Source organism: Brevibacillus panacihumi (genome assembly GCF_003710985.1).
In the GTDB taxonomy this organism is placed as follows: domain Bacteria; phylum Bacillota; class Bacilli; order Brevibacillales; family Brevibacillaceae; genus Brevibacillus; species Brevibacillus panacihumi.
Window position 1 is genome coordinate 188,844 of record NZ_RHHT01000015.1, and the last position, 25,655, is coordinate 214,498.

The window sequence follows — 25,655 nt, forward strand, 5'->3', positions numbered from 1 at the left end:
CAGTACAGGAACTGCCTGTGGAAGGGGAGAGGATCTAGTGCAGATGAAATGGCGACAACTCGGCAGACGATTCATCATGAAAGCTCTCGTGCTCTCGATCGCTCTGGCAGGTACGGCATTTGGCAGTGTCAGCGCGGCGAAGGCTAGGTCGATGGCAGCAGCGTCTGCGGTTTCTTTTACAGATATTCATGGACATTGGGCTTCCCGAGAAATTGTGGAAGCGAATAAAAAAGGATGGATTCGCGGTTTTCCTGACGGAAACTTCCGTCCCGAGCAGACGATCTCCCAAGAAGAGTTTCTCGTAATGATTGAACGGGTGATTCCTTCTTTTCCTGGGCATGAACCCGATTCTTTTGCACGTGAAACCTATTTGTCTAAAGCGGAGGGACGGTGGTCCTATGGAACGTATGCCCATCTGCTCAGCGCCGGGATCATTCCGTCCGGAAAGCCGACTGAGCCCCTCGATCGGCTGGAGGGAGCGAGGCTGATGCTCGCGGCATTGGGACAGCAGTCCGAGGGGGAGAAATACAGGGGAACCAAATCCCGCTTCTTCTCTGACCTTCCCGTAGAAGAGGAGTATCAAGTCATGACCGTCTATCCGGCGTACAAGCTCGGGATCATTACTGGCTATCCGGATGGTACGTTCCGAGCGAATGAAAAAATTAGCCGGGCACAGGCTGTCGTTCTGATTTCGCGTCTGTCCCAGCAAATCGAGGATTTGTTCCCTGGTCAGGTGAGCGAGGAAGAGAAGCAGGGCATGAGGAAGACGGTCGCTTCGTTCATGGAGGAAGTGATGGACAAGCAACGCATCCGCCGCTATGACGAGCTGGTCAGCTACGTGAAGAAGAAAGAACTGCCGGCTAGCCCGCAGTTTTTACGCGAGCATTTTTCCTTCATGAATTACGAGGTCTATGATTTCGTCCGCTTTCCTCAGTTCAATGAGCTGATCTATTATGCCAAGATCGGCAACGGCAAGTACCGCATGACCGTCCAGTATTACTCCGGCGAGCCGGGTGGCAGTGTAGACCGCACCTTCTATCTCTCTTCGACAGACGGCAAAACGTTCCAACTGATCGGAAAAGACGAATAATACCGCATAAAATGAGGCGGAACCGAATGTAGAATGCTCTACAAAAGGTTCCGCCTTTTTGCGATCAGGTACACCATTATGTTTCCATATGCGAGAGCTGCTTTTTCCCTCCTATAAAGAACAGCACCGCTGCGATTGCCAATGGATAGAGGGCAGGCCAGCCGAGGAAAGGGTACAAGCCGACAGTAAAAATCAGCGATGTCCACGAAGCGATCAGACCGATCCGATTGCCGCGCAACAGCTTGATCCCAGCCAGGCATCCCCCGATATACGTCGCGATAAACGTAGAATTGGGGAGTGCGATGAGGCTCGACAAGTTGACGAGCTGGAGCTGTAGAGCAGTCAGAACAAGGACGAAGCAAATGCTCAAAAAGGCCAGTCCCCCAACGGGCGTGCGGTGCTTGGGATGGAGAATCCCAAACCAGCGCGGGGCGAACCCCTTCTGGGACAGCGAATACGCAATGCGCGAAGCCGCACCTACATAAACATTGGCGGACGCGATGCAGATAAACAAGGCGATCAGAGCTACGAACCAGCCGCCGACAGGTCCGAGAGAAAGCTGGATCATGCGGCTAAGTGAAGCGGCTGTAATTCCGTTTCCGTAACTGTGTGTTGCAACGGTCATCAAGGCAACCAGGAAGTACAACAAGGCAATGATGCCAGCGCTCCAAAAAACGCCGCGAATCGCGTTCCGGGGATCGACCATCTCGCCTGACAGATGGGTGACCGCTTCCCAGCCGATAAAGCACCAGAACATCAATACCGCTGCTTGAATCACACTGAGCCAGCCGTGTGGGACAAAAGGAGTGAAGTCGGCAGCAGAGGCATGGGGAACCGCCGCGACGATCGCCAGAATCAGGATGGACACAATCAGCGACACCACGATGGTCTGTACCCGTCCGGCTACCTTCAGACCCATGGTATTCATCCAGAGAACAGACAGCAGGATCATGCCTGCACACAGGGTAACCTGCCAATCGTTCCAATTGAACAAAATGGCGATATAATGAGAGCCGATTACACTTAGAATCGGAGCGCCAAGCGGGACGGAAAGCAGAAAAAACCATCCGACCATATTGCCGAAGCGTTCGCCGTATGCTGTTTGGACAAAGGAAGAGACGCCCCCCGAGCTGGGATAACGAGCGGAGAGCAGGCCCATCGTGACACCCATCGGAAGGACCAGAATCGACATCAGCAGCCAGGCCAATATAGAGGCCGGGCCCGCGATTTCCGCAGCCAGTCCGGGTATTAGCAGCACGCCCGAACCGAGCACTGAGCCGATGTACAAGGCAATGATTTGCTGGAGTCCCAAGGTTTTGGTCAGTCTTGCTGAAGTTGCTGCGGTAGATTTCATTTTGTTCCCTCGCTCTTTTCATTTCATGATGGGATTAGCGTAGCATAGACATTGGAATCAGTGTTATCTATAATTACAGATACAATCAATCGGAAAAACCGATTCGAAAAGAGGGAGAGCATGGATACTCGCTATTTGCAAACGTTTCGGGAAGTAGCCAAATGGCAAAGCTTCACCCGTGCCGCAGAGGTTTTGGGCTATGCGCAATCCAGCATCACCACGCAGATCCAGAACCTGGAGAATGAGTTTGGGGTGGTGCTGTTTGAACGCTGGGGGCGAAAAATCAGACCGACTCAGGCTGGCGAAGTGCTGCTTGCCTATAGCGAGCAGCTGCTTGCCATATTGGATGAGGCGAGGGGACAGCTCTCGGATCAGGCTCAATTGGCAGGAACGCTCACGATCGGGACCGTCGAATCATTGGCTGCCTTTTATCTGCCTCCCTACCTGCAAAAATTTCGTCAGGAGCAACCGCAGATGCGCGTGCTTTTGCATCCCGGGATTTGCCATGAATTGCGGCAAGGGGTGAAGGAGGGGACGTATGATTTTGCCTTTATTCTGGATCGATGGCAGGAGCAGCCTGATCTGGTGAGCTTGAATTTTGGTGAAGAAGAGCTGGTGGTGATTGCAGCGCCTGGCCATCGTTTGGGGCAGGCCGAAAAGGTGGAGGCAGAAGATTTTTCCGGAGAGAACTGGATTTTCACGGAACAAGGCTGCAGCTACCGCATCATGATGGAAAACGTCCTGCGCAAAGCGAACGCAGCCGTCCACTCGTCGCTGGAATTCGGAAGCATGGAAGCGATCAAGCAGTGTGTCACCTATGATCTTGGCATTGCCCTCGTCCCGAAAATCACAGTCACAGATGAAGTGAAGAACGGGACATTGATTATTCTTCCGTTTTCCCATCCGGAGGTTCGCGTCTTCCGGCAGCTCGTCTACCATCAGAAAAAGTGGATGCCGCAGGCAATGCGCTATTTTATCGGCCTGCTGAAGGCGGGAGATCTGGATCGAACGAACCGTACACGGAAGAATGCTCTTTAACTTCGAATTGGCTACAAGAGGAAAAACAGATGATGGCAGAAGTTGCGTATGATATGATAGAGACTAAGCTGTTTTTGAGATGAAGGAGGTTCATATTACCGTGAACAGTGTAGAGGAAAGCATTGTAAAAGATATGGGACTGGCTCATAATGGCCATCTGAAAATCGACTGGGTAAAGGAACACATGCCCGTTCTGAACCGCATCCGCGAACGCTTTGAAAAAGAAAAGCCGTTTGCCGGCCTGAAAGTGGCAATCTCCCTTCACCTGGAAGCCAAGACTGCCTATCTGGCGAAAGTGGTGCAAGCTGGAGGCGCGGAAGTAACCATCACAGGTTCCAACCCGCTCTCCACGCAGGATGACGTCTGCGCAGCGCTGGTGGAGGATGGCATTCGCGTATTTGCGAAGTACAATCCAGATCCAGCCGAGTACAAAGAGCATCTGATCAAAACGCTGGAAACTCGCCCTGACCTGATCATCGACGATGGCGGCGATTTGGTGACAATCCTGCACAGCGAGCGTCGCGATCTGCTGGCGCAAGTACGCGGTGGCGCAGAAGAGACGACGACAGGGATCCTGCGTCTGAAAGCTCTCGAAAAAGAAGGCAAGCTGGAATTCCCGATGGTTGCGGTAAACGATGCTTTCTGCAAATACTTGTTTGACAACCGTTACGGCACAGGCCAATCCGTTTGGGATGGCATCAACCGTACGACAAACCTGGTTGTTGCCGGTAAAACCGTTGTGGTCGTTGGCTACGGCTGGTGCGGGAAAGGTGTGGCAATGCGTGCAAAAGGCTTGGGCGCAAAAGTCATCGTCACTGAAATCGATGCGATCAAAGCGGTAGAAGCGTATATGGACGGCTTTGAAGTAATGCCGATGAGCGAAGCGGCAAAACACGGCGATTACTTCGTGACCGTTACCGGAAACCGCGACGTGATTCGCAAGGAGCATTTTGAAGTGATGAAAGATGGCGCAATCCTGTCCAACGCAGGCCACTTCGATGTCGAAGTGAACAAAGTGGAATTGAAGGAAATGTCGACTTCCACGCGCATTGTGCGCAAAGACATCGAAGAATTTGTCATGGCAGACGGTCGAAAACTGTATCTCCTGGCTGAAGGCCGCCTCGTGAACCTTGCTGCAGGTGACGGACATCCTGCCGAGATCATGGACATGACCTTCGCACTGCAAGCTGTTTCCCTTGCTTATGTGAACGAGCAATACAAAAACATCGGTAAAAAAGTCCTGAACGTACCTTACGAACTGGATGCGATGGTTGCTCAATACAAGCTGGAAGCTCTGGGAATCGGCATCGACAAATTGACCGACGAGCAAAAAGCGTATCTGGACAGCTGGGTCGAATAGTCCCGCGAAAACCGTCTTTTCCCGGAAAAAAAAGAAACGAAAAATCCTGCATACACATGCGGGATTTTTTTTGTATAATAGCAAGTAGGTAGCAAAGTGGGGAAAAGTGGGGGAAAGTGGTGCCCCTTGATCGGAAAGTGGGGGATTGGGCATGTTCATGGGTGAATATCAGCATAGCATCGATGAAAAAGGCCGCCTGACCATCCCCGCGAAATTCCGTGAAGGACTGGGCAACTCCTTTGTCATGACCCGTGGCTTGGACCAATGCTTGTTTGCCTACCCGCTGGACGAATGGAAACAACTGGAGGAGCGTCTCAAAACATTGCCTTTTACCAAAGCAGACGCTCGTGCTTTTACACGCTTCTTCTTTTCGGGAGCGACTGAATGCGACTGGGACAAGCAGGGAAGGGTAAATATACCCCAAAATCTGCGTGACCACGCCGCCATTCAAAAAGAATGCGTGGTCATCGGCGTGTCCAACCGCGTCGAGGTCTGGAGCAAAGAGCGCTGGGAGGCGTACTTGGCAGAATCAGAGGGCTCGTATGGAGAGATCGCTGAAAAACTGGTTGATTTCAATTTGTAGCAGCAAGAAGAACGGGAGTGACGATCTTGTCGTTTCATCATGTAACCGTATTGCGGGAAGAAGCAGTCGCAGGCCTCAACATTCGCCCTGGCGGCATCTATGTGGATTGCACCCTGGGAGGGGCTGGACACAGCAGCTTGATTGTCTCTCGTCTGACTGAAGGTGGGCGCCTGATTGCCATCGATCAGGACGACTGGGCACTGGATCATGCACGCGAACGCTTCTCTTCCACTATGGATAAAGTAACGTTGGTAAAGAGCAATTTTCGCCATCTCAAAGAAATTGTCAGCGATTTGGGCTTGGACGGAGTAGATGGCATCTTGTTTGATCTGGGGGTCTCTTCCCCGCAGCTGGATGAGGGAGAGCGAGGCTTCAGCTATAATGCCGATGCTCCTCTGGATATGAGGATGGACCAGCAGGCACCCTTGACCGCTTACACCATCGTCAACGAATGGGATGAGGAAGAGATCGCAAGGGTGATCTGGGAGTACGGGGAAGAAAAATTTTCCCGGCGAATTGCCCGGCAAATCGTAGAATATCGAAAAAAACGTCCTGTCGAGACGACTGGCGAGCTGGTGGAAGTGATAAAAGAAGCGATTCCTGCAGCCGCAAGAAGGACAGGCCCACATCCGGCCAAAAGAACGTTTCAAGCGATTCGGATCGCGGTCAACGATGAACTGGATGCCTTTCGAGAAGCGATCAGTGATGCGATCGACGTATTGCGTCCCGGGGGAAGAGTCAGCGTCATTACCTTCCATTCGCTGGAGGATCGCATTTGCAAGCAGGTTTATCAGGATTTTTCCAAAGGCTGCACCTGTCCGCCGGCCTTTCCGATTTGTGTTTGCGGCAACCAGGCAATTGTCAAAGTGATCACGAAAAAACCGATTTTGCCGTCTGAAGAAGAGCTGGAAATGAATCCGCGTGCGCGTTCGGCGAAGCTGCGCGTCGCTGAGAAACTGTAACCGATCACATGGGCTCAACGAGGGGGTAAGAAAAGTGAGCTACTACTACCGGGGCAACCTGGCTATGGAGCTGGAGCAAGAGCAGCAGACCAGCACGGTAAAAAAAACAAAACGAACCATTCGGCTAAAACCGACCATCCCTACTAGAGAGAAACTCCTCTATTTGTTCGTAATCTCAATCACCGTTGCTGGTCTTGGGTTTGTCGGAGTTCGATACTCTCAAATCTCCCAGTACAATTACGACATCCAGAGCGTCAAAAAAGAGAATCGGCTGATGGCAGAACAAAATGCCGCCCTGCAGTTGCAAATCGAACAGATGAGCAACCGGGATCGCATCCAGGCGGAAGCGGAGCGTCAAGGCATGATGTTTAATCCCGATGCTGTGCATGTGATCGGAAAAGCGGGCGCAGTAGTTAGCCCGGTACATGCGGGAGGATCCAACCAATCAACCAAGCAACCATAATGTTACTTGCCACTCGCCAAGTAACATTTTTTTCTTCGGGTGAAAAAAGGGAAACGTTGATACGAACTTCCCGATACTGCATGACTCGCAAATCGCGTAAGTTACATAATGGAATACGTCTTGCGTATGGAGTGAATGACAATGGATACAAAACGGCGCGTAAACTGGCGGATTCTTTTGTTTGCCCTATGTGTGATCATTGGCTTTTCCAGCCTCAGCATGCGGCTTTGGTGGCTGCAAACTGTGGAAGCTGCCAAAATTATGGACTATGCCCGAAGTCAGTGGGACTGGGAAAAGACATTGAAGCCAAAGCGTGGGGCGATCATGGACCGCAACGGGGAGATTCTTGCGTATGAGGGCAAGGCCTACACAGTGAATGCGAGACTGAAGCCCATGAATGAAAAGGATCAGGATTATGTGAAGGATCCGTATTATACGGCGACGACGCTCTCCCGCATCCTCAATGCTCCGATGGATTATATTTTAAAGCGCATGACCACTTCCCAATCCAACGTCATTGAATTGGGAAGCTGGGGGCAAAAGATCACGGAAGAGCAGAAGAAATTGATCGAAGAGGCGCAATACCCCAAGCTTCCCAGCGGAGAACAGGTGAAAACGAATCAGCTTCCAGGGATCTATCTGACGGAAGCGACGAGGCGCTTTTATCCGAACAACAGCTTTGCCGCACATGTCTTGGGATACATAGACTTGTATGACAACCCGAAAATGGGCTTGGAGCTGCAGCTGGACGAGCACCTTCGCGGCGAAAAGGGCGAAATGGCGATCATGACGGACGGCGCCGGCTATCAGCTTCCAGACGGGGAGCACAAGTACAAGCCCGCAGAAGACGGCAAAAATGTCTATCTGACCATCGACCGGCAAATCCAGGACTATGTCGAACAGGCACTGGACGCGGCGGAAAAAGAATTTAAGCCAAAGGGTCTGATGGTCGTCGTCTCGGATCCGCAAACGGGAGAAATTCTGGCGATGGGCAATCGTCCGCAGTTCAACCCGAATACCTATTACAAAGGAATCACCAACTTCACGAACCACGCCGTCACCTCGATGTTTGAGCCTGGCTCGACGTTCAAGATCATTACGCTGGCGGCGGCGATCGAAGAAGGCATGTTCAATCCAAATGAAGACTATCAATCCGGGACGTACACAATCAAAGGGCAAAAGCCGATTCGCGACCACAACAACGGCCGGGGCTGGGGCAAGATCAGCTTCCTGAAAGGCGTACAGCGCTCAAGTAACGTGGTGTTTGTCATATTAGGGTACGAACGTTTGAAGCTGGAGAAATTGAAAGCTTATTTCGAGAAGTTCGGTATCGGTTCCCTGACAGGGATTGAACTGCCCTACGAGAAGAGGGGGAATATTGCCAACCTGGAAAACCCGCGCTCACCCCGTGACTGGGCGGTCACGACATTTGGGCAAGGGGTGACGGTGACGGCGATTCAGCAGATAGCGGCAGTTGGCGCGATCGCCAACGGCGGAGAATTGTTGAAGCCGCATATCATCAAGGAGATGCGTGATCCGCATACGGGAGCCGTCGTACACCGTACCGGAAGGGAAGTCGTTCGTCGCGTGGTGAGCACGGCGACAGCCAAGCAGACGCGCGATATTCTGGAGACAGTCGTGGAAGATCCCGATGGAACAGGGAAAGCCTATCGCATCCCGGGCTACTCCGTAGCAGGGAAGACCGGAACGGCGCAAAAATACGAGGGAAACAAGATTCTGGAAGGTCACTACATCGCTTCCTTCATCGGTTTTGCTCCAAAGGACAATCCGCGCCTGCTGGTCTATGTCGTCGTGGATGATCCGAATACCTCTGATTACACGACCTATAGCTCCAAGATCGTCGCTCCGATCTTCAAATCGGTCATGGAGCGCAGCTTGCAGTATCTGCAGCAGCAGCCAGATATGCAGTCGGCAAGCGGAGGGGACAAGAAGCAAGCGGCTGCCCAGCAAACTGCCTTGCCTCCCGTCAAAGAGCTGACGCTACCCAAATTTATCGATATGGCTACGACGACAGCACAGCTTCGTGCCAAGCAGGATGAGCTTGAAGTGACGGTAGTGGGTACCGGGACCAAGATCGTCGAGCAGTATCCGGCGCCGTATACCAAGGTCGTGTCCGGGCAGAAGATCACCTTGATCACCGACCGGGTGGAAGGGACGAAGATGCCGGATCTGACTGGAAAATCCTTGCGCGATGTCATGGAGTTCGCTTCCATCTTGCACATGAACGTAAGCGCAACAGGCGTGGGCTTCGTCGATTCGCAAAGCATCAAGGCAGGCACCTCGCTAAAAGGAGGGGAAACCCTGATCGTGACGTTGAAGTCAGAGTCGGAGCCTGCACCGCCTGCACCTGTGCAAGATGAGCAGGCAGGCCAGGACGGAGCCGAATCTCCTGACGCCCAGGCGCCGCCAGAGACTACTGGAGCGTCTGAAGGGCAGTCGGAAGAAGCTGACAACCAAGACGGTACCGACAATCCCCAGGAAGGCGATACAGGGCAAACAAGCGCCTCCCCTTAGTTCTAACAAGTCCCCCCATAGAATAGGGTAGAAAAGAGACAACCTATTCGAGGGGGGACTCGTTTGCGAGTATCCAACGCTACTGTACGCCGTCGCATTTTTGTCGCTTTGGTGGTTGGCATTGTTCTGTATGCGGCATTGATTACCCGATTGGGGTATGTACAAATGATAGAGGGTCCAAAACTGGCAGAGATGGCAGGAGATTTGCTGAAACGCAATATCAAATTTCAGCCCAACCGCGGCCGCATTCTGGATCGCAACGGCAACGAACTGGTAACAAACATCACCGTACCGACTGTCATTGCTGTGCCTGTGCAAATCAAGGACCCTGAATCGACCGCAAAGCAGCTTGCTGTTATTCTGGAACAAAAAGAAGAGGACATTTTCAAGGCGATAACCAAAAGAGCAATGAGCATTGATAAAATTCCGGGAGGCCGCAAAATTTCAGAAGAGAAGGCCCGAAAGATTCAGGATTTGAACCTGCCTGGGATCTATCTGGCTGGCGATACCAAACGCTTTTATCCCAATGGTACGATGGCTGCCCACATCCTCGGGTTTACAGGGATTGACAATCAGGGATTGACGGGCCTGGAGAAAATCTATGAACCATTTCTGAAAGGAAAGGAAGGCTACATCGCCTATCCTTCCGACGCGAAAGGCCGTATCTTGCCAGGCGGCTCCGAGGAATATGTCGCGCCCATCGATGGAATGGACATGTATTTGACCATCGACAGCACGATCCAGGCATTCATTGAACGAGAGCTGGATCAGGCGGTCGTCGCCTATCAACCGGACGACGTTCTCGCGATTGCCATGAACCCCAAGACCGGAGAGATCCTCGGCATGGGGAGCAGGCCGACCTTTTATCCGGATCAGTACCAGAACTACGATACAGAGGTCTACAACCGCAATCTGCCGATCTGGAAGACCTATGAGCCAGGTTCTACCTTCAAAATCGTCACCTTGGCTGCTGCGCTCAACGAAGGCGTGGTCAAGCTCAATGAAGGCTTCTACGACCCGGGCTACATCACTGTGGCGGGAAAAAGGCTGCGCTGCTGGAAGCGGCAGGGGCATGGGCAGGAAACCATGCTGGAGGTCGTCGAAAACTCCTGCAACCCGGGCTTTGTGACGATGGGACAACGACTGCAAAAAGAACGCTTGTTCGAATACATCAAGAAATTTGGTTTTGGACAAAAGACGGGTGTTGATCTTATTGGCGAAGAGAATGGGCTTCTTTTCAAGCTCGATCGGGTAGGTCCGGTTGAACTAGGGACGACTTCTTTCGGCCAAGGGGTATCGGTGACGCCCATTCAGCAGATGGCAGCAGTCTCGGCGGCCATCAACGGAGGCAAGCTGATGAAGCCTTACGTGGCCAAAGAATGGCGAGACAGCATCACACATGATGTCATCGGACGGACATTGCCAACAGAGGTGCGGCAGGTGATCAAGCCCGAGGTGTCCGAGCAGGTGCGGTACGCCCTGGAGAGCGTGGTGGCGAAAGGGACAGGCGGAAGGGCCTATATCGAAGGATACCGTGTCGGAGGGAAGACCGGGACCGCCCAAAAGGTAAGGAACGGCCGCTACGTCGATGGCGAATATATCGTGTCCTTTATCGGCTTCGCACCGGCGGATGATCCGCAAATCGTCGTCTATTTTGCTGTAGACAATCCCAAAGCCCTGGCTTTTGGCGGACTGATTGCGGCGCCCAGCGTCAAAAACATCATCGAATCGTCACTCCAGCACTTGCAGGTGCAGCCGCGCAAAGACGGGATTTCCAAAGAGATCAACAAGGCATTGGGAGAAAGGGCCCCGATCGAAGTTCCTGATATGGTCGGTCAAACCTTGAAGGATATCGCGACCCTGTACGAGACCTTGCCATTGGTCGTTTCCGGCAAAGGAAAATACGTCATTTCCCAATCTCCGGCTCCAGGTGTGAAAATTGAAGACGGGGGAAAAATTCGCATCTACCTTGGTGACAAATAAAGCAAATAGCTATAAAATGAGTTTTTGGAGGCGGAGGAGAGTAGGCTTTTCTACGGGCGCTCACCTCCGCTCTTTGCAAAAAACGCTAGATTTCTGTCTATACTAATGGAAAATGGGGTGCCTGTCATGTTGTTACGAGATCTGCTCTCACCTCTGTTGCACAAAAAGGTTCAAGGAGATGACAGCATAGAAATAACGGGTTTGACAGCAGATTCGCGCCAGGTAAAGCCCGGTTTCCTGTTCATTTGTCTGACAGGATATACAGTCGATGGACATGATTATGCCGCCAAGGCTGTTGAGTTGGGGGCTGCAGCTGTCCTCGCCCAAAAAGAGCTTGATCCCGCGGTTATCCGAAGCCAAGCGACGGTCATCACCGTATCGGATACGCGCAGGGCGATGGCTCTTTTGGCTGACCGTTTTTACGAATCGCCAACCCGCGAATTGAAATTGATCGGCGTGACCGGGACGAACGGCAAAACCACGACGACGCATCTGATCGACAAGATTTTGCGCGACCATCAATACCAGACAGGTTTGATCGGAACGATTCACATGCGGATAGGCGACGTAAGCGAAGAAGTGAAAAATACGACACCTGACGTTATTGATTTGCAAAAAAGCTTTCGACGGATGCGCGATGTGGGGACGGATTACGCAGTCATTGAAGTTTCCTCCCATGCGCTGGAACAAGGACGAGTGCGCGGGTGTGATGTACATACCGCTGTCTTTACCAATCTCACGCAGGATCATCTCGATTACCACAAAACCATGGAGAATTATCGCTTCGCCAAATCCCTGCTGTTCGCCCAGCTTGGCAATCACTACCAGTGGGATCGCATGAAAACCGCCGTGCTGAATGCAGATGACGAGGCTTCCCAATTTTTTGCGACGGTTACTCCTGCCCGGGTCATTACGTATGGCATCGACCAAGCAGCGGATGTGGCCGCAAGCGAGATTAAAATCACGAGCAAAGGAACGTCGTTTGTCGCAACCACTTTCGCAGGCACGATCGAGCTGCAGCTCAAGCTGATGGGAAAATTCAACGTGTACAATGCATTGGCGGCGATGGCTGCTACCTTGGCAGAGGGCATACCGCTGGAAGAAATCAAAGCCAGCCTGGAGTCGATTCCAGGGGTCAACGGCCGCTTTGAAGCCGTAGAGGCAGGGCAGCCTTTTGCCGTGCTGGTGGATTATTCCCATACGCCTGACAGTCTGGAAAACGCCTTGCAAACCGTAAAAGAATTTGCCAAGGGTCGCATCATGTGCATCGTGGGCTGCGGTGGCGACCGGGATGCAGGCAAGCGCCCGATTATGGCCAAGATTGCAACAAAATATGCGGATTACAGCGTCTTAACCTCTGATAACCCACGATCTGAAGAACCGCAAGCCATACTGGACGACATGCTCGCAGGAGTGGCGGATGTAGACCAGGAGCGTTATACCACCAGGGTTGACCGCCGTGCTGCCATTTTCCATGCCGTGTCGCTGGCGAAGCCGGATGACGTGATCCTGATTGCCGGAAAAGGGCATGAGACGTATCAAATCATCAAGGATCAGGTATTGCCGTTTGACGACCGTGAAGTGGCGCGGGAAGCCATTGCCCAGTACTACCACGAATAGAGAGAGATGCGTCTGAATAGCATCGAAAGAAAGGAGGGTCGGGCATGTTCGCTGACAACGTACTCATCGTCACGATCGTCGCCGCGTTTCTCATCGCCGTACTCATTGGTCCCTTATTCATTCCCTTTCTTCGCCGCCTGAAATTTGGGCAGGCGATCCGGGAGGAAGGACCCCAGTCTCATCAAAAGAAAGCTGGAACTCCCACAATGGGTGGTACCATCATCCTTTTGGCACTTATTTTTACTGTGTTGAAGTTTGCAAATTCCTCCATGGAAGTAACCTTTCTTTTGCTGGTGACGCTTGGTTACGGTTTGATTGGATTCATGGATGACTTTTTGAAAATCAGAAGAAAACACAATCTCGGACTAACTGCAAAGCAAAAATTTGCCGGACAGATCCTGCTGGCGATCGGTGCCTACATTCTCTTGATCATGATGGGGCATGATACCTCCCTGCATCTGCCGGGCACCCCTTGGAAGCTGGAACTCGGGTATTTTTATTTCCCATTCCTGTTGTTTCTGCTTGTGGGGACGACCAATGCGGTCAATATTACGGATGGACTTGACGGCTTGCTGGCAGGTACGGGAGCCATTGCTTTCGGCGCCTACGCGATTATCGCCTGGTTCGGTCAAAACTACGACACGGCGATTTTCAGCGCGGCTGTCGTCGGCGGCGTCCTCGGATTTCTCGTCTTCAATGCCCATCCGGCGAGAGTGTTCATGGGGGATACCGGCTCACTCGCGTTGGGAGGAGCTTTGGCGGGGATTGCCATCATGACCAAGACAGAGCTGTTGCTCGCAATCATCGGCGGCGTATTCGTCGTCGAGACGCTGTCTGTCATCCTGCAGGTAATCTCCTTTAAGACGAGAGGGAAACGGATTTTTCGCATGAGCCCGCTCCATCACCATTTTGAACTGACAGGTTGGTCGGAGTGGCGCGTGGTGGTGACGTTCTGGCTGGTGGGAATGTTCTTTGCCGGCTTGGGCGTATATCTTGAGGTGGTGACGATAAAATGATGGACTACCGGGATCGGCATATTGTGGTATTAGGAATGGCCAAAAGCGGTGTAGCAGTGGCAAAACTGTTGCACCGCTTTGGTGCTCATGTTGTGGTAAACGATCAAAAGCCGCGCGAGGAAGCAGCAGGGGCAGAAGAGCTGGAGGCCTTGGGAATTCCGGTCATCTGCGGCTACCACCCTCATGATTTGATCCATGACGGGGTCTCTTTGGTTGTCAAGAATCCGGGTATCCCGTATGAAGCTGCTCCAGTGGCGCAGGCAATGGGACTGGGGATCCCGATCATTACCGAAGTAGAGCTTGCCTACCAGATCTCGCAGGCTCCCATTATCGGGATCACCGGCTCCAATGGGAAGACCACCACGACGACGCTCGTAGGGCTGATCCTGCAGCAGGCGGGGGTTGATGCTCTGGTCGGAGGCAACATCGGAACAGTACTGTGCGGGCTTGCACAGACCGCGACACCAGAGCAATGGCTGGTAGCCGAGTTGAGCAGCTTTCAATTGGCGGGTACATCCAGTTTTCGGCCGCGTATCGGCGTCATGATGAATTTGTACCCTGCTCACCTCGATTATCATCACTCGCTGGAAGCGTACCTGGAGGCCAAGCTGCGGATGTTTGCCAACCAGACGAAGGACGATATCGCGATTCTGCCGTACGATCAGACGGAGCTTCGGCCGCACTTTGAAGCGCTGAAGGCGAGCAAGTACTTTTTCAGCAAGCAGCAGCCGGTAGAGCGCGGTGCTTTTGTACGGGACGGCATGATCGTCTACGCGGACGGAGAAGGGAACCAAGAGGAGATCATCGCTCTTGATTCGATCACGGTCCCGCATGTGGACAATGCTTTGGCAGCGATACTCGTAGCGCTTCTGGCGGGTGCGGACAAGCAGTCAATCGCGCAGGTGCTGACGACTTTCCCAGGCGTCGAGCATCGCATGGAATACGTAACCACCATCGATGGTGTCAAATACTATAATGATTCCAAGGCGACGAATCCGGAAGCCGCATCCCGCGCATTGCAGGCGTGTACGGAGCCGGTAGTCTGGATCTGCGGCGGCTTGGACAGAGGGGTTGACTTCAAGGAGCTGATCCCGGTGATCCAGGGGCGGGTGAAGGCAGTCGTGGCTTTGGGCCAAACTGCCGAGATCTTGCTGCAGCGAGCCAAGGAAGCAGGGATTAAAGAGCGAGTCCATGTCGATACTGTGGAAAAAGCCGTTCTGACAGCTTCGCAGTTGGCCGCATCGGGTGACGTCGTTTTGCTCAGCCCAGCGTGTGCGAGCTGGGACATGTTTCCTTCGTTTGAGGTCAGGGGGAGCATGTTTAAGGACGGGGTGCATAGACTTAAAACAAGCCTAGCATAACGTCCCGCAGCATCGAAGAGATTCAGCTACAGCCAAGTCCGGGACGCATGAGAAAGGATGACCTGCCCCCATGAGCAAGGTTCGCTCTGCTCCCGACTTCGTAATTATTTTTGCAACACTTTTTTTATTAGGAATTGGCATCGTGATGGTATACAGCGCGAGTGCCATCGTAGCGCAAAAGTTCAATGATCCCTATTTCTTCGCCAAGCGGCAATTGATTTTTGCCATCCTCGGCATCACATCCATGTACATCACGATGAATATTGATTACTGGGTGTGGAAGAAATGGGCCAAAGCGGGCTTTTTCCTGAGTCTTGGGCTTCTGGTGCTGGTTCTCATCATCGGGATTGAAGTAAACGGCTCCAAAAGCTGGCTTGGAATCGGCGCGTTCGGCATTCAGCCGGGAGAATTCGCCAAGCTGGGCGTTGTCGCTTTTCTGGCAAAATGGCTCTCCGACAACCAGAAGCAAATTGTCCTGTTTCGCAAGGGGCTGGCTCCCGCCTTGGGGATTCCCCTGGCGTGCTTTGGCCTGATCATGCTCCAGCCTGATTTGGGAACCGGGACTGTACTGATGGGGACTGCCATCGTGATGATTTTTGCTTCCGGAGCGCGGATCAGCCACTTTGTCGGTCTGGGCATGATCGGAGTCGCCGGCTTCGTCGCTCTGGTCATCTCCGCACCGTATCGAATCAAGCGGATCACGTCTTTTATCGATCCCTGGACGGACCCGCTCGGAGCGGGCTATCAAATCATCCAATCCCTCTATGCGATCGGCCCCGGCGGCCTTTTGGGCCTGGGATTGGGACAAAGCAGACAAAAGCATTTGTATTTGCCGGAGCCGTACAATGACTTCATCTTTTCCATTATTGCGGAGGAACTGGGCTTCATCGGAGGCACACTAGTCCTGCTCTTGTTCCTTCTGCTTCTGTGGAGAGGGATGCGCACGGCGATCACGGCTCCGGATCTGTTCGGCAGCCTGCTGGCGCTCGGGATTATTGGCATGATTGCGATACAAGTGATTATCAATATCGGCGTTGTTACGGGGATGTTTCCGGTGACGGGAATTACGCTTCCGTTTTTAAGCTACGGCGGCTCGTCCTTGACGCTGATACTTACAGGCGTGGGTGTGCTCTTGAACATTTCCCGCTTTTCGAGGTAGAGAAAGATTCATCCTGTATGGATGGGACGCATGTAATGAAAGCGGCGTAAGTGTCCGATACAGGTAAAAAAGGGTGTGACTGGAATGCGTGTCGTATTGACAGGCGGAGGTACAGGTGGACATATTTATCCGGCGCTTGCGGTAGCGAGAGAAATCTCTCGCCAGATGCCGCAAGCTGCCTTTTTGTATATTGGCAGTAAAAACGGCTTGGAGGCGAATCTGGTTCCACGCGAGGGAATTCCGTTTCAGTCCGTCGAAATCAGCGGCTTGAAACGGAAACTGACTCTCGAAAACGTGAAGACGTTGTGGAAATTTTGGCGTGCTGTCCAAGATTCGAAACATATGCTGCGAGAATTCAAACCGGATGTCGTGATCGGTACAGGCGGATATGTTTGCGGACCTGTCGTGTATGCGGCAGCGAAGCTGGGAATACCGACCATGATCCATGAACAAAATGTCGTCCCCGGCTTGACGAACAAGTTTCTGGCACGCTCGGTCAGCACAGTGGCGGTTTGTTTTGAAGAATCGCTGTCCTTGTTTCCTGCCTCCAAAACGGTGTTGACAGGCAATCCTCGCGCGACTGAAGTCAAGCATGGCAACAAACAGGCGGGGCGGGACTTTTTGGGGATAGATGCGGACAAGCGAATCGTGCTGATCATCGGGGGAAGCCGCGGTGCCCGGGCGATCAACGAGGCGGTCCTGTCCGTCATCCCGCAGCTGGGAGCGCTGGAGCGCACGCACGTCGTATACGTCACCGGTGAGGTCCATTACCAGACAATTTCGGATGAGCTGAAGAAAAAAACTCCCTTGCCGGAAAACATTACGGTCCTTCCATTCGTCCATAATATGCCGGATCTTTTAGCCGCTACCCACGTGCTCGTCGGGCGGGCAGGGGCGTCTACACTGGCTGAAATCACGGCGTTGGGCGTACCGGCGATATTGATTCCGTCTCCTTATGTCACGAATAATCATCAGGAAAAAAATGCTCGCGGTCTGGAGCGGGCACATGCAGCTCGCGTAATCGTGGAGCGGGAATTGACAGGAGAACGGCTGGTATCTGTCCTGTCTGAGCTGCTCGATGACCCGAACGAGTGGGAAAAAATGCGCAAGGGCTCGCTCTCCCTGGGGATGCCGGATGCTGCGGCCGAGATTGTGCGGCAGCTGCGAGAAATTGCCAGCAAAAAATGAACGGATGGGCGATTGTCACGCCGATCTGGGCGTTCGCATAGTATGGAGCAAACACGTGATAAGAGCTGTATCCGACCTAGATAGTATCAGGAGGTTCACAAATGAAACAAATTGCAGATGAGTTAAAGCAAGCAGGGATCGAGAAAGTGTGGACTGATGAACCTCTCGCCAATCATACGACATGGCGGATCGGGGGTCCTGCTGATTTGTTAATCCAACCCAAGGATAAGGAATCCTTGAGGACAGCCTTACAAATTCTCCATCGCCATGATATTCCTTGGAGTGTAATCGGGCGCGGTTCCAACCTTCTGGTGAGGGACAGAGGGATACGCGGAGCCGTGCTCAAGGTGACTGAGGGCTTGAGTCACTGCGAATTCAGGGGCGAAGAGGTGTGTGTGGGTGCCGGATATTCCATGATCCGCCTGGCGATGGAAACAGGGAAAATGGGATTAACAGGTATGGAATTCGCGGGAGGCATTCCTGGTACGGTAGGCGGCGCTGTCTACATGAATGCTGGGGCGCACGGATCGGATCTTTCACGTATTCTCATTGATGCCGAGATCCTCTTCGAGAGTGGCGATATGAAAGTGTTGACCAACGAGGAATTGAACTTCAGCTATCGGACGTCTTTGTTGCAGCAGCAAAAAGGGATTGTCGTGGAGGCTCGCTTCCGCTTGCAGCAGGGTGATCGCAAGGAAATCGCGGCCACACTCGCAGCAAACAAGGAGCGGCGGCGTCAGACACAGCCTTTGCAGATGCCCTGTGCCGGCAGCGTATTCCGCAACCCCCCGGGTGATCACGCCGGGAGATTGATTGAGGCAGCGGGATTAAAGGGATACCGATACGGAGGAGCTCAAGTTTCGGAGATACATGCCAACTTTATCGTCAACCGCGGAGGAGCAACGGCAGCCGACGTCCTCACCTTGATCAAACACATTCAGGACACGATCCGGGATAAAAACGGGATCGACATGCACCCAGAAGTACTGGTGGTGGGCGAGGGGTAACACGGAGGTGAAAGTTTGGAGACTTTTGCGATCGAAGGCGGAAGACCTCTGTCCGGTTCGCTTCGGATCCAAGGAGCTAAGAACGCTGCTCTTCCGATTCTGGCTGCGGCTGTATTGGCGGAAGGGCAATTCTATATCTATGACGTTCCCCATCTGCGAGACATTGAAGTCATGCTGGAGATCCTCACAGCCTTGGGTGCCAAAACCAGGCTTGACGACGGATGTGTCGATCTGGACACGACGTCTGTCTCGTTGCCGATGATCCCGGATGATTTGATGGGGCAGATGCGGTCATCCATATTCCTGGCGGGACCTTTGCTGGCACGTCTGGGAGAGGTCACGATCTCCCGGCCTGGCGGATGTGATATTGGAGAGAGACGCATCGATCTGCATCTGGCAGGCTTGACTGCTCTGGGAGCGAAAATCGAAGAATCGGAAGGCTACATCACATTTCGGGCGAAGCAGCTTCGCGGCACCAATATTTTTCTCTCCTTTCCAAGCGTGGGTGCCACCGAAAACATCATGATGGCAGCGGTCCTGGCCAAAGGAACGACGCGCATCTGCAATGCAGCCAGAGAACCGGAAATTGTGGATTTGCAGAATTTCCTCAACGCGATGGGAGCCCGCATCCGGGGCGCAGGCACTGACACGATTGAAATCAACGGTGTTCCCCGGCTGCGTTCCGTCAGCTATCGGATTATTCCCGACAGAATCGTCACTGGTACCTTCCTTCTGGCCGTCGGAGTCGCACAGGGGCATATTGAGTTGACCAACACCATACCGGAGCATCTGACGGCATTGATTGAGGTTGCACGTAGCTGCGGTGTTGAAATCAAAACCCGCCATGATATAATGGAAATCAAATGCACCTCACGTCCTCGCGCTTACGACCGGATCATTACTTCTCCATACCCGGGCTTCCCTACTGACCTGCAGGCGCAATTAATGGTTTTCCTGGCACAAGCGAGAGGAACGAGCGTCATCAAAGAGACGATATTTGAGGGAAGATTTAAACATGTGAATGAATTGGCGCGAATGGGCGCATCCATATACGTAGATCTGGGCTCTGCCATCATACGGGGCACCAATAAATTGACAGCGACGAGTGTGGAAGCGACAGATCTGCGGGCAGGAGCAGCACTGGTTTTAGCAGGGCTGACTGCTGAAGGGGTCACTACGGTGAACCAGATCCATCATATCGACCGGGGGTATGAGCGGCTAGAGCAACAGTTGCACCAGCTTGGTGCCGATATTACACGGGTGTCGATATAGGAAGGGAATGATCAGCGGCATACTGCTATGCCGCTTTCCCTGTTTTTTTAGATTTACAAAAAATTCCATCTCTCAAGTGAGGGACGATGGGAAATTGCAGGCATCTCACGCCTAGCATGAGCGAGGATGGTTAGGACGATGGCGGCATTCGAGGAACGCATTCCCCAAGTCAAGCAACAACGTCCCCGCCGAAGGGGAAACCGCAAGCTGATTGTACTACTCGTGCTTTTTTTTCTTACAGTTCTCATCATTGTATTTATTCGTTCTCCATACAGCAAGGTGCAGGAAATTCAGGTGTTCGGAAATGACATCTACACAGCGGAAGAAATTGTCGCCAAGTCTGGCTTAACCCTAGATATGCAATTCCTCAATGTCTGGGAGGGAAGCGTGAGAAGCAATCTGAAGCCGCTTGAAGGAATCAAGGACGTTGCCTTGACTCGGCAGTTCCCGGGCGTCATTCAGCTGCATGTCACCGAATTAAAACGCGTCGCATTTTGGAACGGACAGGATGGAACACGCTACCCGCTCCTCGAGAATGGCTATGTCCTCAAACAGGTGGATTTTTCCAAGCGGGTGGTGGACAGGCCCTTGATCAGCTCCTGGTCCGCGCCAGAGCTGCTTCCGAATTTGGCCAAAACGCTATCCAAGCTTTCACCAGCGGTATTGGGTGAAATTTCCGATATCGCGCTGACTCCAACCGTGTATGATAAACAACGTGTGCGTCTTTTTATGCGAGACGGCAATGAGGTGCGCAGCGTCGTCTACAAGCTGGACAAGATGATGAATTGGTATCCGGCGATCGTGAAGGAGTTGCCAAGCGATTCGAAGGGTGTGCTGTCGCTCTTTGAGCAGCCTTGGTTTGTCCCATACGGGAAGGGGGAAGCTGCTGTTCCGTTGCCTGACCACGGGGGACAAGCCCAAAATCCGCAGTAAACTAGCAAAAGGGGAAAGCAGAAAATGAATCGTCGCAACAAGTTTCATGTGTATTTGACCATCGTGACGTTTTGTACCGGCTTTCTGGTGGCGACCTCGATCGAGACAACCAAGTTGATGCGGAAAGAACGGATGAACGATCAGCTGTTCCAACAGGAAACCCAATTGAACGAGCGGATTCTGGCGGAAAAGGAGCAGAACCGGCATCTTGAAAATCAATTGCTCGATTTGCAGCGTCAGGTCGGGAAGGTCGAGGAAGCGATGGCGACTCGCAAAGCAGAAGCCGCGGAGATTCTCAGCCAGCTGGAAGCGGCGCGGATGCAGGCTGGCGTCGTTGCGGTAGAAGGACCAGGCATAGTCGTAACCATGCAGGATTCGCAACACGCGGCGTCCAGTCCGGATATTACCAACTATATCGTGCATGAACATGATGTGCGTCTTGTCGTCAACGAGCTGCGTCTCGCCGGAGCGGAAGCAATCAGCATCAACGGACAGCGCCTGGTGAGCAACTCTTCCATTCGCTGCATCGGACCGACGATTATTGTAAATGGGGTCAAATCCGCCGCTCCATTCGTAGTGTCGGCAATCGGAGATCCGGAAACATTGGAGGGAGCCTTGAACCTGCCGGGAGGAGTATTACAAACCTTGCAGGATTTCGTACAAATCGATGTTGCCAAGCAAAACTCTATTCAGTTGCCAGCTTTCGTAGGGGATGCCAAATCCAAACACTCCTAGTTGAAGGATGCGTTTAACCATGTTGCAAAAAAGCCGTAAAATCACGTTTATTCTTGCTATTATTAGTGCTATCATAGGTGTGATGTTAACCGTTCAATTGCGCAGCAGTTTGGACCCGGTGCACAAGGAATCCAGAAGTATCGCAGAGCTTCGGGCCTCGCTGCAAAAAGAGCTGGAAAAACATAAAAACCTGCTAGCCGACATCTCCAAATACAATCAGTTGTACTACCAGTACGAAACTGCACTGAGTGAGGATGAGAGCCTCTCTGTCATGAAGGAAGAGCTGGCGCGCAATCGGAAAATGGGTGGAATGGTTGCGGTAGAAGGACCTGGGATTATCCTCAATATCGTGGATCAGGTATACGATGAGCATGTCATGGACGAGCATGTGCCAGTGCCAGTGATCGGCGGGTATACAATCGATGACGAGGATTTGCGATGGCTGGTGAACATCCTTTTTGCGAACGGTGCGCAAGCCGTCTCCATCAATGGACATCGCTTGATTGCCACGACAGCCATTCGCAATGTAGGGGATGTGATTCAGATCGACACAAGAACGGTTCAACCCCCTTATGAGCTGAAAGCATTGGGAGAACCCGAAGTTCTATTGTCAGCTTTGAAGCTGGAAGGTGTGGAGGAGTACTTTCAGCTTTCCAATAAACATGTAATTGCCGAGAAGCAGGACAATCTGATGATTCCAGCCAACACAGAAGAACGTCGCATTCGCTTCATGAAAACGGTGAAAGAAAAAGGAGATTCGTAACCATGTGGCTCCCGCTTATCGGACTGATCGTCGGTCTCGTCGTCGGCTTTTTGCTGGATTGGCGTGTGCCTCAGGAGTATAGTAGCTATCTTTCCATCGCTTTGTTGGCAGGATTAGATACAATCTTTGGGGGAATTCGTTCATTCCTGGAACGCACGTTCAATGTGCGTATCTTCTTGTCCGGGTTTTTCTTCAATACACTGTTCGCAGCAGGTCTTGCCTTTATCGGAGGTTTCTTGGGCATCGATCTGTACCTGGCTGCCATCGTCGCCTTTGGCGTTCGCTTGTTTAACAACTTGGCGGTTATCAGGAGAATAGTTCTATCTCGGTGGATCAATCAGGAAGAGTAGGACGAGTAACTGGGAAGAAGGTCATATTTTTACAAAAATTCAAGATGAAAAAAAGGGAATGGTAGTCCTGTGTGGAATAAAATATGCAGGTGTTCTCATGATTACAAGACAGAAGACGTAGCAGGGGAGGTGTCACAGGTTTGGTAAGCAATGAACTCATCGTCAGCCTAGATATTGGGACTTCCAAAGTTCGCGTTATGATCGGCGAAGTCAACAACGGTTCCATCAACATCATCGGTGTCGGCCAGTCGCATTCGGAAGGGATTAAGAAGGGTGTTATCGTCGACATTGACCAAACCGTGCATGCCATCCGGGAAGCTGTCGACCATGCAGAGCGCATGGTTGGCGTTTCGATCGAAGAAGTATATGTAGGAATCACCGGAAATCATATCGAGCTGCATGAAACACAAGGGGTTGTCGCTGTATCAAGCGAGGACCGTGAGATACGGGAAGAAGACATCCAACGCGTCATTCAGGCTGCGAAGGTAGTCGCAATCCCACCAGATCGGGAGATTATCGAAGTAGTACCAAAGGAGTATATTGTCGACGGGCAAGGGAGTATAAAAGACCCACGCGGGATGATCGGGGTACGGTTGGAGATGGAAGGAACCATTGTAACCGGATCCAAAACGGTTGTACATAACATCGTGCGTTGCGCGCAACGCACCAATCTGCGCGTTGCTGGTATTTTTCTACAACCATTGGCTGCTAGCACAGTCGCTCTTTCCAAGGATGACAAGAACATGGGTGTCGTCCTTGTAGATATTGGTGCTGGGTCTACCACGATCGGTGTCTTCGAGCAGGGTAAGCTGGCTGCCACTACTGTGATCGGAATTGGCGGCGATCATATTACTAGCGATATCGCACTGGGATTACGTACACATACGGAAGTTGCGGACCGGGTGAAGACGAAGAATGGTTGTGCCTTGATCGATGAAGCATCCGAGGATGTCAAATTCAAGGTCAACCGTATTGGTAGTGAAGTGGAAAAGCAGTTTACACAAGTAGATTTGGCCAATATAATTGAGCCTCGTGCAGCCGAAATATTCCAACTCGTAGAGGAAGCTGTCTACAAATTGGGGTATCGCGACGAAATTGCCGGAGGGTATGTGCTCACCGGGGGTACCGTCGCAATGCCTGGAATGTTGGAGTTGGCAAAGGAAGAACTGGATGCTCCTGTTCGTATCGCGATACCAGACTACATTGGAGTTCGCGACCCTGCCTACACCACTGGAGTAGGCCTGATTCAATATGCCTTGCAGTTGATGGAGCGCCGCAGCATAAGCGTCACCCCCTCATTCAAGGGCACCCAGAAAAAGCAAACCGTCACGAAGTCAAGAGACAGCAACGGCGGTTTAATGGAAAAGGTAAAAAACTGGTTTAGTGAGTTTATTTAACAGCAAGAATACCCGCCGCTAGACGCGGTCGCTCATCCTTGAATATGCCTCACATCGAGGTTTTCTTATGTTGAATTGGGGAGGACTAGCAATATGCTGGAATTTGATATGGACATGGAATCCTTTGCGCAGATTAAGGTAATTGGTTGTGGTGGTGGCGGAAGCAACGCCGTCAACCGAATGATTGAAGGCGGTCTGAAAGGCGTGGAATTTATCACGCTGAATACCGATGCTCAAGCCCTCCAGCTTTCCAGCGCGGACATCAAGCTCCAAATCGGAGAAAAACTGACACGCGGTCTTGGGGCAGGCGCCAATCCGGAAATCGGAAAGAAAGCGGCTGAGGAAAGCCGTGAATTGATCGAAAATGCTTTGCGAGGCGCTGACATGGTATTTGTCACAGCTGGCATGGGCGGTGGAACCGGTACGGGTGCTGCACCAGTCGTCGCGGAAATTGCCAAGGAGCTGGGAGCTCTTACGGTCGGTGTCGTGACACGTCCGTTCTCTTTCGAGGGTCGCAAGCGTTTCAACCAGGGTGAATTGGGAATCGCCGCTTTGAAAGAAAAAGTAGATACGCTGATCGTGATTCCGAATGACCGGCTGTTGGAAATTGTTGACAAAAATACACCGATGCTCGAAGCATTCCGTGCAGCAGACAACATCCTGCGCCAGGGTGTGCAGGGCATCTCGGATTTGATTGCCGTTCCTGGATTGATCAACCTCGACTTTGCTGACGTCAAGACCATCATGACAGAACGTGGCTCTGCCTTGATGGGGATTGGTCTGGGCAGTGGCGAGAACCGTGCGGCAGAAGCGGCACGTCGTGCGATCTCCAGCCCGTTGCTTGAAACATCTATCGACGGCGCTCGCGGAGTTCTGATGAATATTACCGGCGGAACCAACCTGAGCCTGTACGAAGTGAATGAAGCTGCTGATATCGTCTCTTCTGCAGCCGATCCGGATGTAAATATGATTTTCGGTGCGGTCATCAACGAAAATCTGAAAAATGAGCTGGTTGTGACTGTTATTGCAACCGGTTTTGAAGAGAATCAACGGCAGTCGGCGGCAGTCCGCCGTCCGCAACAGCCGGCGGCTACACCGAATCGTCCAACTCCGATTTCGCAAGCCCCGAGCTCCAATCGGTCCAACAGCGCCACTGAAGAAGAAGAAGAAAAATCCTTCTTCACGATGAGCAATCTGGACAACCTGGATATTCCGGCTTTCCTGCGCAATCGCCGCCGGAATAAAAAGTAAAAATAAGTGATCACATGCTAAAACCTTGTCTCTGTTAAAAGAGGCAAGGTTTTTTTGTTGATAAAAAGCAATTTTCACTAAGGTGTCTGTTTATTATGGCTTGATGACATGACCTGGGAATGCAGGTGGCAACGACGAATTGTCTAAATCCGATATCGCAATGCCTCGCGGACAGCTTAAGAAGGAGAAGAAGAGTCAAGATGTTTGATTTTGAGTTAGTTTTTTAAAAACGCTT

General features: G+C 52.2%; 22 protein-coding genes. 21 read left to right on the forward strand and 1 reads right to left on the reverse strand.

The window, feature by feature from the left end:
- The first annotated feature begins 43 nt into the window (after positions 1 to 43).
- Positions 44 to 1,090, forward strand: a complete 1,047-nt coding sequence (locus tag EDM58_RS08745; RefSeq protein ID WP_246000601.1) for an S-layer homology domain-containing protein — start codon at positions 44 to 46, stop codon at positions 1,088 to 1,090.
- A gap of 76 nt (positions 1,091 to 1,166) precedes the next feature.
- On the opposite strand, the gene EDM58_RS08750 is transcribed toward EDM58_RS08745, so the two are convergent.
- Positions 1,167 to 2,444, reverse strand: coding sequence for an APC family permease (locus EDM58_RS08750; protein WP_122912986.1), 1,278 nt, complete (start codon positions 2,442 to 2,444; stop codon positions 1,167 to 1,169).
- Positions 2,445 to 2,564: 120 nt separating this feature from the next.
- Here EDM58_RS08750 and EDM58_RS08755 point away from each other — a divergent pair, with 120 nt between their 5' ends.
- The 20 genes from EDM58_RS08755 to ftsZ all read left to right on the forward strand — a co-directional run bounded on the left by EDM58_RS08755 (position 2,565) and on the right by ftsZ (position 25,420).
- Complete coding sequence (locus EDM58_RS08755; RefSeq protein ID WP_122912987.1) at positions 2,565 to 3,482, forward strand: LysR family transcriptional regulator; 918 nt, start codon at positions 2,565 to 2,567, stop codon at positions 3,480 to 3,482.
- A 100-nt stretch (positions 3,483 to 3,582) separates the two neighbouring features.
- Positions 3,583 to 4,842, forward strand: a complete 1,260-nt coding sequence (locus EDM58_RS08760; RefSeq protein WP_122912988.1) for an adenosylhomocysteinase — start codon at positions 3,583 to 3,585, stop codon at positions 4,840 to 4,842.
- A 151-nt stretch (positions 4,843 to 4,993) separates the two neighbouring features.
- Positions 4,994 to 5,425 carry a division/cell wall cluster transcriptional repressor MraZ gene (mraZ, locus tag EDM58_RS08765; RefSeq protein WP_122912989.1) on the forward strand — a complete coding sequence of 144 codons (432 nt, stop codon included), beginning with the start codon at positions 4,994 to 4,996 and terminating at the stop codon, positions 5,423 to 5,425.
- A 17-nt stretch (positions 5,426 to 5,442) separates the two neighbouring features.
- The gene (rsmH, locus tag EDM58_RS08770; RefSeq protein ID WP_122912990.1) at positions 5,443 to 6,387 is read left to right on the forward strand and encodes a 16S rRNA (cytosine(1402)-N(4))-methyltransferase RsmH; all 945 of its coding nucleotides are present in this window, start codon (positions 5,443 to 5,445) and stop codon (positions 6,385 to 6,387) included.
- Positions 6,388 to 6,421: 34 nt separating this feature from the next.
- Positions 6,422 to 6,850, forward strand: coding sequence for a cell division protein FtsL (gene ftsL2, locus EDM58_RS08775; protein WP_122912991.1), 429 nt, complete (start codon positions 6,422 to 6,424; stop codon positions 6,848 to 6,850).
- 141 nt (positions 6,851 to 6,991) lie between these two features.
- Entirely contained in the window at positions 6,992 to 9,385 is a 2,394-nt protein-coding gene (locus EDM58_RS08780) for a penicillin-binding protein (protein WP_122912992.1), read from the forward strand.
- 63 nt (positions 9,386 to 9,448) lie between these two features.
- Positions 9,449 to 11,368: a stage V sporulation protein D gene (locus EDM58_RS08785; protein ID WP_122912993.1), complete on the forward strand. Its 1,920-nt coding sequence runs from the start codon at positions 9,449 to 9,451 to the stop codon at positions 11,366 to 11,368.
- Positions 11,369 to 11,494: 126 nt separating this feature from the next.
- Positions 11,495 to 12,988 carry a UDP-N-acetylmuramoyl-L-alanyl-D-glutamate--2,6-diaminopimelate ligase gene (locus tag EDM58_RS08790; RefSeq protein ID WP_122912994.1) on the forward strand — a complete coding sequence of 498 codons (1,494 nt, stop codon included), beginning with the start codon at positions 11,495 to 11,497 and terminating at the stop codon, positions 12,986 to 12,988.
- Positions 12,989 to 13,032: 44 nt separating this feature from the next.
- Positions 13,033 to 14,004 carry a phospho-N-acetylmuramoyl-pentapeptide-transferase gene (gene mraY / locus EDM58_RS08795; protein WP_023557420.1) on the forward strand — a complete coding sequence of 324 codons (972 nt, stop codon included), beginning with the start codon at positions 13,033 to 13,035 and terminating at the stop codon, positions 14,002 to 14,004.
- Positions 14,001 to 15,365 (forward strand): UDP-N-acetylmuramoyl-L-alanine--D-glutamate ligase, encoded by a 1,365-nt coding sequence (gene murD, locus EDM58_RS08800; protein ID WP_122912995.1) that lies wholly within the window; start codon positions 14,001 to 14,003, stop codon positions 15,363 to 15,365. The genes mraY and murD overlap by 4 nt, the downstream gene beginning before the upstream one ends.
- A gap of 70 nt (positions 15,366 to 15,435) precedes the next feature.
- Positions 15,436 to 16,524, forward strand: a complete 1,089-nt coding sequence (gene spoVE / locus EDM58_RS08805) for a stage V sporulation protein E (RefSeq protein ID WP_122912996.1) — start codon at positions 15,436 to 15,438, stop codon at positions 16,522 to 16,524.
- A gap of 84 nt (positions 16,525 to 16,608) precedes the next feature.
- A complete protein-coding gene (gene murG, locus EDM58_RS08810; protein WP_122912997.1) occupies positions 16,609 to 17,712 on the forward strand; it encodes an undecaprenyldiphospho-muramoylpentapeptide beta-N-acetylglucosaminyltransferase in 1,104 nt (367 codons plus the stop codon).
- A 101-nt stretch (positions 17,713 to 17,813) separates the two neighbouring features.
- The gene (gene murB, locus EDM58_RS08815; RefSeq protein WP_122912998.1) at positions 17,814 to 18,719 is read left to right on the forward strand and encodes a UDP-N-acetylmuramate dehydrogenase; all 906 of its coding nucleotides are present in this window, start codon (positions 17,814 to 17,816) and stop codon (positions 18,717 to 18,719) included.
- Between the two features lie 15 nt (positions 18,720 to 18,734).
- A complete protein-coding gene (gene murA / locus EDM58_RS08820) occupies positions 18,735 to 19,991 on the forward strand; it encodes a UDP-N-acetylglucosamine 1-carboxyvinyltransferase (RefSeq protein WP_122912999.1) in 1,257 nt (418 codons plus the stop codon).
- A 138-nt stretch (positions 19,992 to 20,129) separates the two neighbouring features.
- A complete protein-coding gene (locus EDM58_RS08825; RefSeq protein ID WP_122913000.1) occupies positions 20,130 to 20,924 on the forward strand; it encodes a cell division protein FtsQ/DivIB in 795 nt (264 codons plus the stop codon).
- 24 nt (positions 20,925 to 20,948) lie between these two features.
- Entirely contained in the window at positions 20,949 to 21,659 is a 711-nt protein-coding gene (locus EDM58_RS08830; RefSeq protein ID WP_122913001.1) for a DUF881 domain-containing protein, read from the forward strand.
- Between the two features lie 19 nt (positions 21,660 to 21,678).
- The gene (locus EDM58_RS08835) at positions 21,679 to 22,422 is read left to right on the forward strand and encodes a DUF881 domain-containing protein (RefSeq protein WP_122913002.1); all 744 of its coding nucleotides are present in this window, start codon (positions 21,679 to 21,681) and stop codon (positions 22,420 to 22,422) included.
- 2 nt (positions 22,423 to 22,424) lie between these two features.
- On the forward strand, positions 22,425 to 22,772 hold the full coding sequence (locus EDM58_RS08840; protein ID WP_023557411.1) for a small basic family protein: 348 nt from the start codon (positions 22,425 to 22,427) through the stop codon (positions 22,770 to 22,772).
- A gap of 140 nt (positions 22,773 to 22,912) precedes the next feature.
- Entirely contained in the window at positions 22,913 to 24,169 is a 1,257-nt protein-coding gene (gene ftsA / locus EDM58_RS08845; RefSeq protein ID WP_122913003.1) for a cell division protein FtsA, read from the forward strand.
- A 93-nt stretch (positions 24,170 to 24,262) separates the two neighbouring features.
- On the forward strand, positions 24,263 to 25,420 hold the full coding sequence (gene ftsZ / locus EDM58_RS08850) for a cell division protein FtsZ (RefSeq protein ID WP_122913004.1): 1,158 nt from the start codon (positions 24,263 to 24,265) through the stop codon (positions 25,418 to 25,420).
- Positions 25,421 to 25,655: the final 235 nt, after the last annotated feature.

What these genes read in the sequence shown, in the direction of transcription:
- spoVE (WP_122912996.1), top strand. Translation starts at nt 15,436, where the DNA reads ATGAGCAAGGTTCGCTCTGCTCCCGACTTCGTAATTATTTTTGCAACA.
- EDM58_RS08835 (WP_122913002.1), top strand. Translation starts at nt 21,679, where the DNA reads ATGTTGCAAAAAAGCCGTAAAATCACGTTTATTCTTGCTATTATTAGT.
- EDM58_RS08750 (WP_122912986.1), bottom strand. Translation starts at nt 2,444, where the DNA reads ATGAAATCTACCGCAGCAACTTCAGCAAGACTGACCAAAACCTTGGGA.
- mraY (WP_023557420.1), top strand. Translation starts at nt 13,033, where the DNA reads ATGTTCGCTGACAACGTACTCATCGTCACGATCGTCGCCGCGTTTCTC.
- EDM58_RS08755 (WP_122912987.1), top strand. Translation starts at nt 2,565, where the DNA reads ATGGATACTCGCTATTTGCAAACGTTTCGGGAAGTAGCCAAATGGCAA.
- EDM58_RS08790 (WP_122912994.1), top strand. Translation starts at nt 11,495, where the DNA reads ATGTTGTTACGAGATCTGCTCTCACCTCTGTTGCACAAAAAGGTTCAA.
- EDM58_RS08830 (WP_122913001.1), top strand. Translation starts at nt 20,949, where the DNA reads ATGAATCGTCGCAACAAGTTTCATGTGTATTTGACCATCGTGACGTTT.
- EDM58_RS08780 (WP_122912992.1), top strand. Translation starts at nt 6,992, where the DNA reads ATGGATACAAAACGGCGCGTAAACTGGCGGATTCTTTTGTTTGCCCTA.
- murB (WP_122912998.1), top strand. Translation starts at nt 17,814, where the DNA reads ATGAAACAAATTGCAGATGAGTTAAAGCAAGCAGGGATCGAGAAAGTG.
- mraZ (WP_122912989.1), top strand. Translation starts at nt 4,994, where the DNA reads ATGTTCATGGGTGAATATCAGCATAGCATCGATGAAAAAGGCCGCCTG.
- ftsZ (WP_122913004.1), top strand. Translation starts at nt 24,263, where the DNA reads ATGCTGGAATTTGATATGGACATGGAATCCTTTGCGCAGATTAAGGTA.
- EDM58_RS08745 (WP_246000601.1), top strand. Translation starts at nt 44, where the DNA reads ATGAAATGGCGACAACTCGGCAGACGATTCATCATGAAAGCTCTCGTG.
- EDM58_RS08825 (WP_122913000.1), top strand. Translation starts at nt 20,130, where the DNA reads ATGGCGGCATTCGAGGAACGCATTCCCCAAGTCAAGCAACAACGTCCC.
- EDM58_RS08840 (WP_023557411.1), top strand. Translation starts at nt 22,425, where the DNA reads ATGTGGCTCCCGCTTATCGGACTGATCGTCGGTCTCGTCGTCGGCTTT.
- murD (WP_122912995.1), top strand. Translation starts at nt 14,001, where the DNA reads ATGATGGACTACCGGGATCGGCATATTGTGGTATTAGGAATGGCCAAA.
- murG (WP_122912997.1), top strand. Translation starts at nt 16,609, where the DNA reads ATGCGTGTCGTATTGACAGGCGGAGGTACAGGTGGACATATTTATCCG.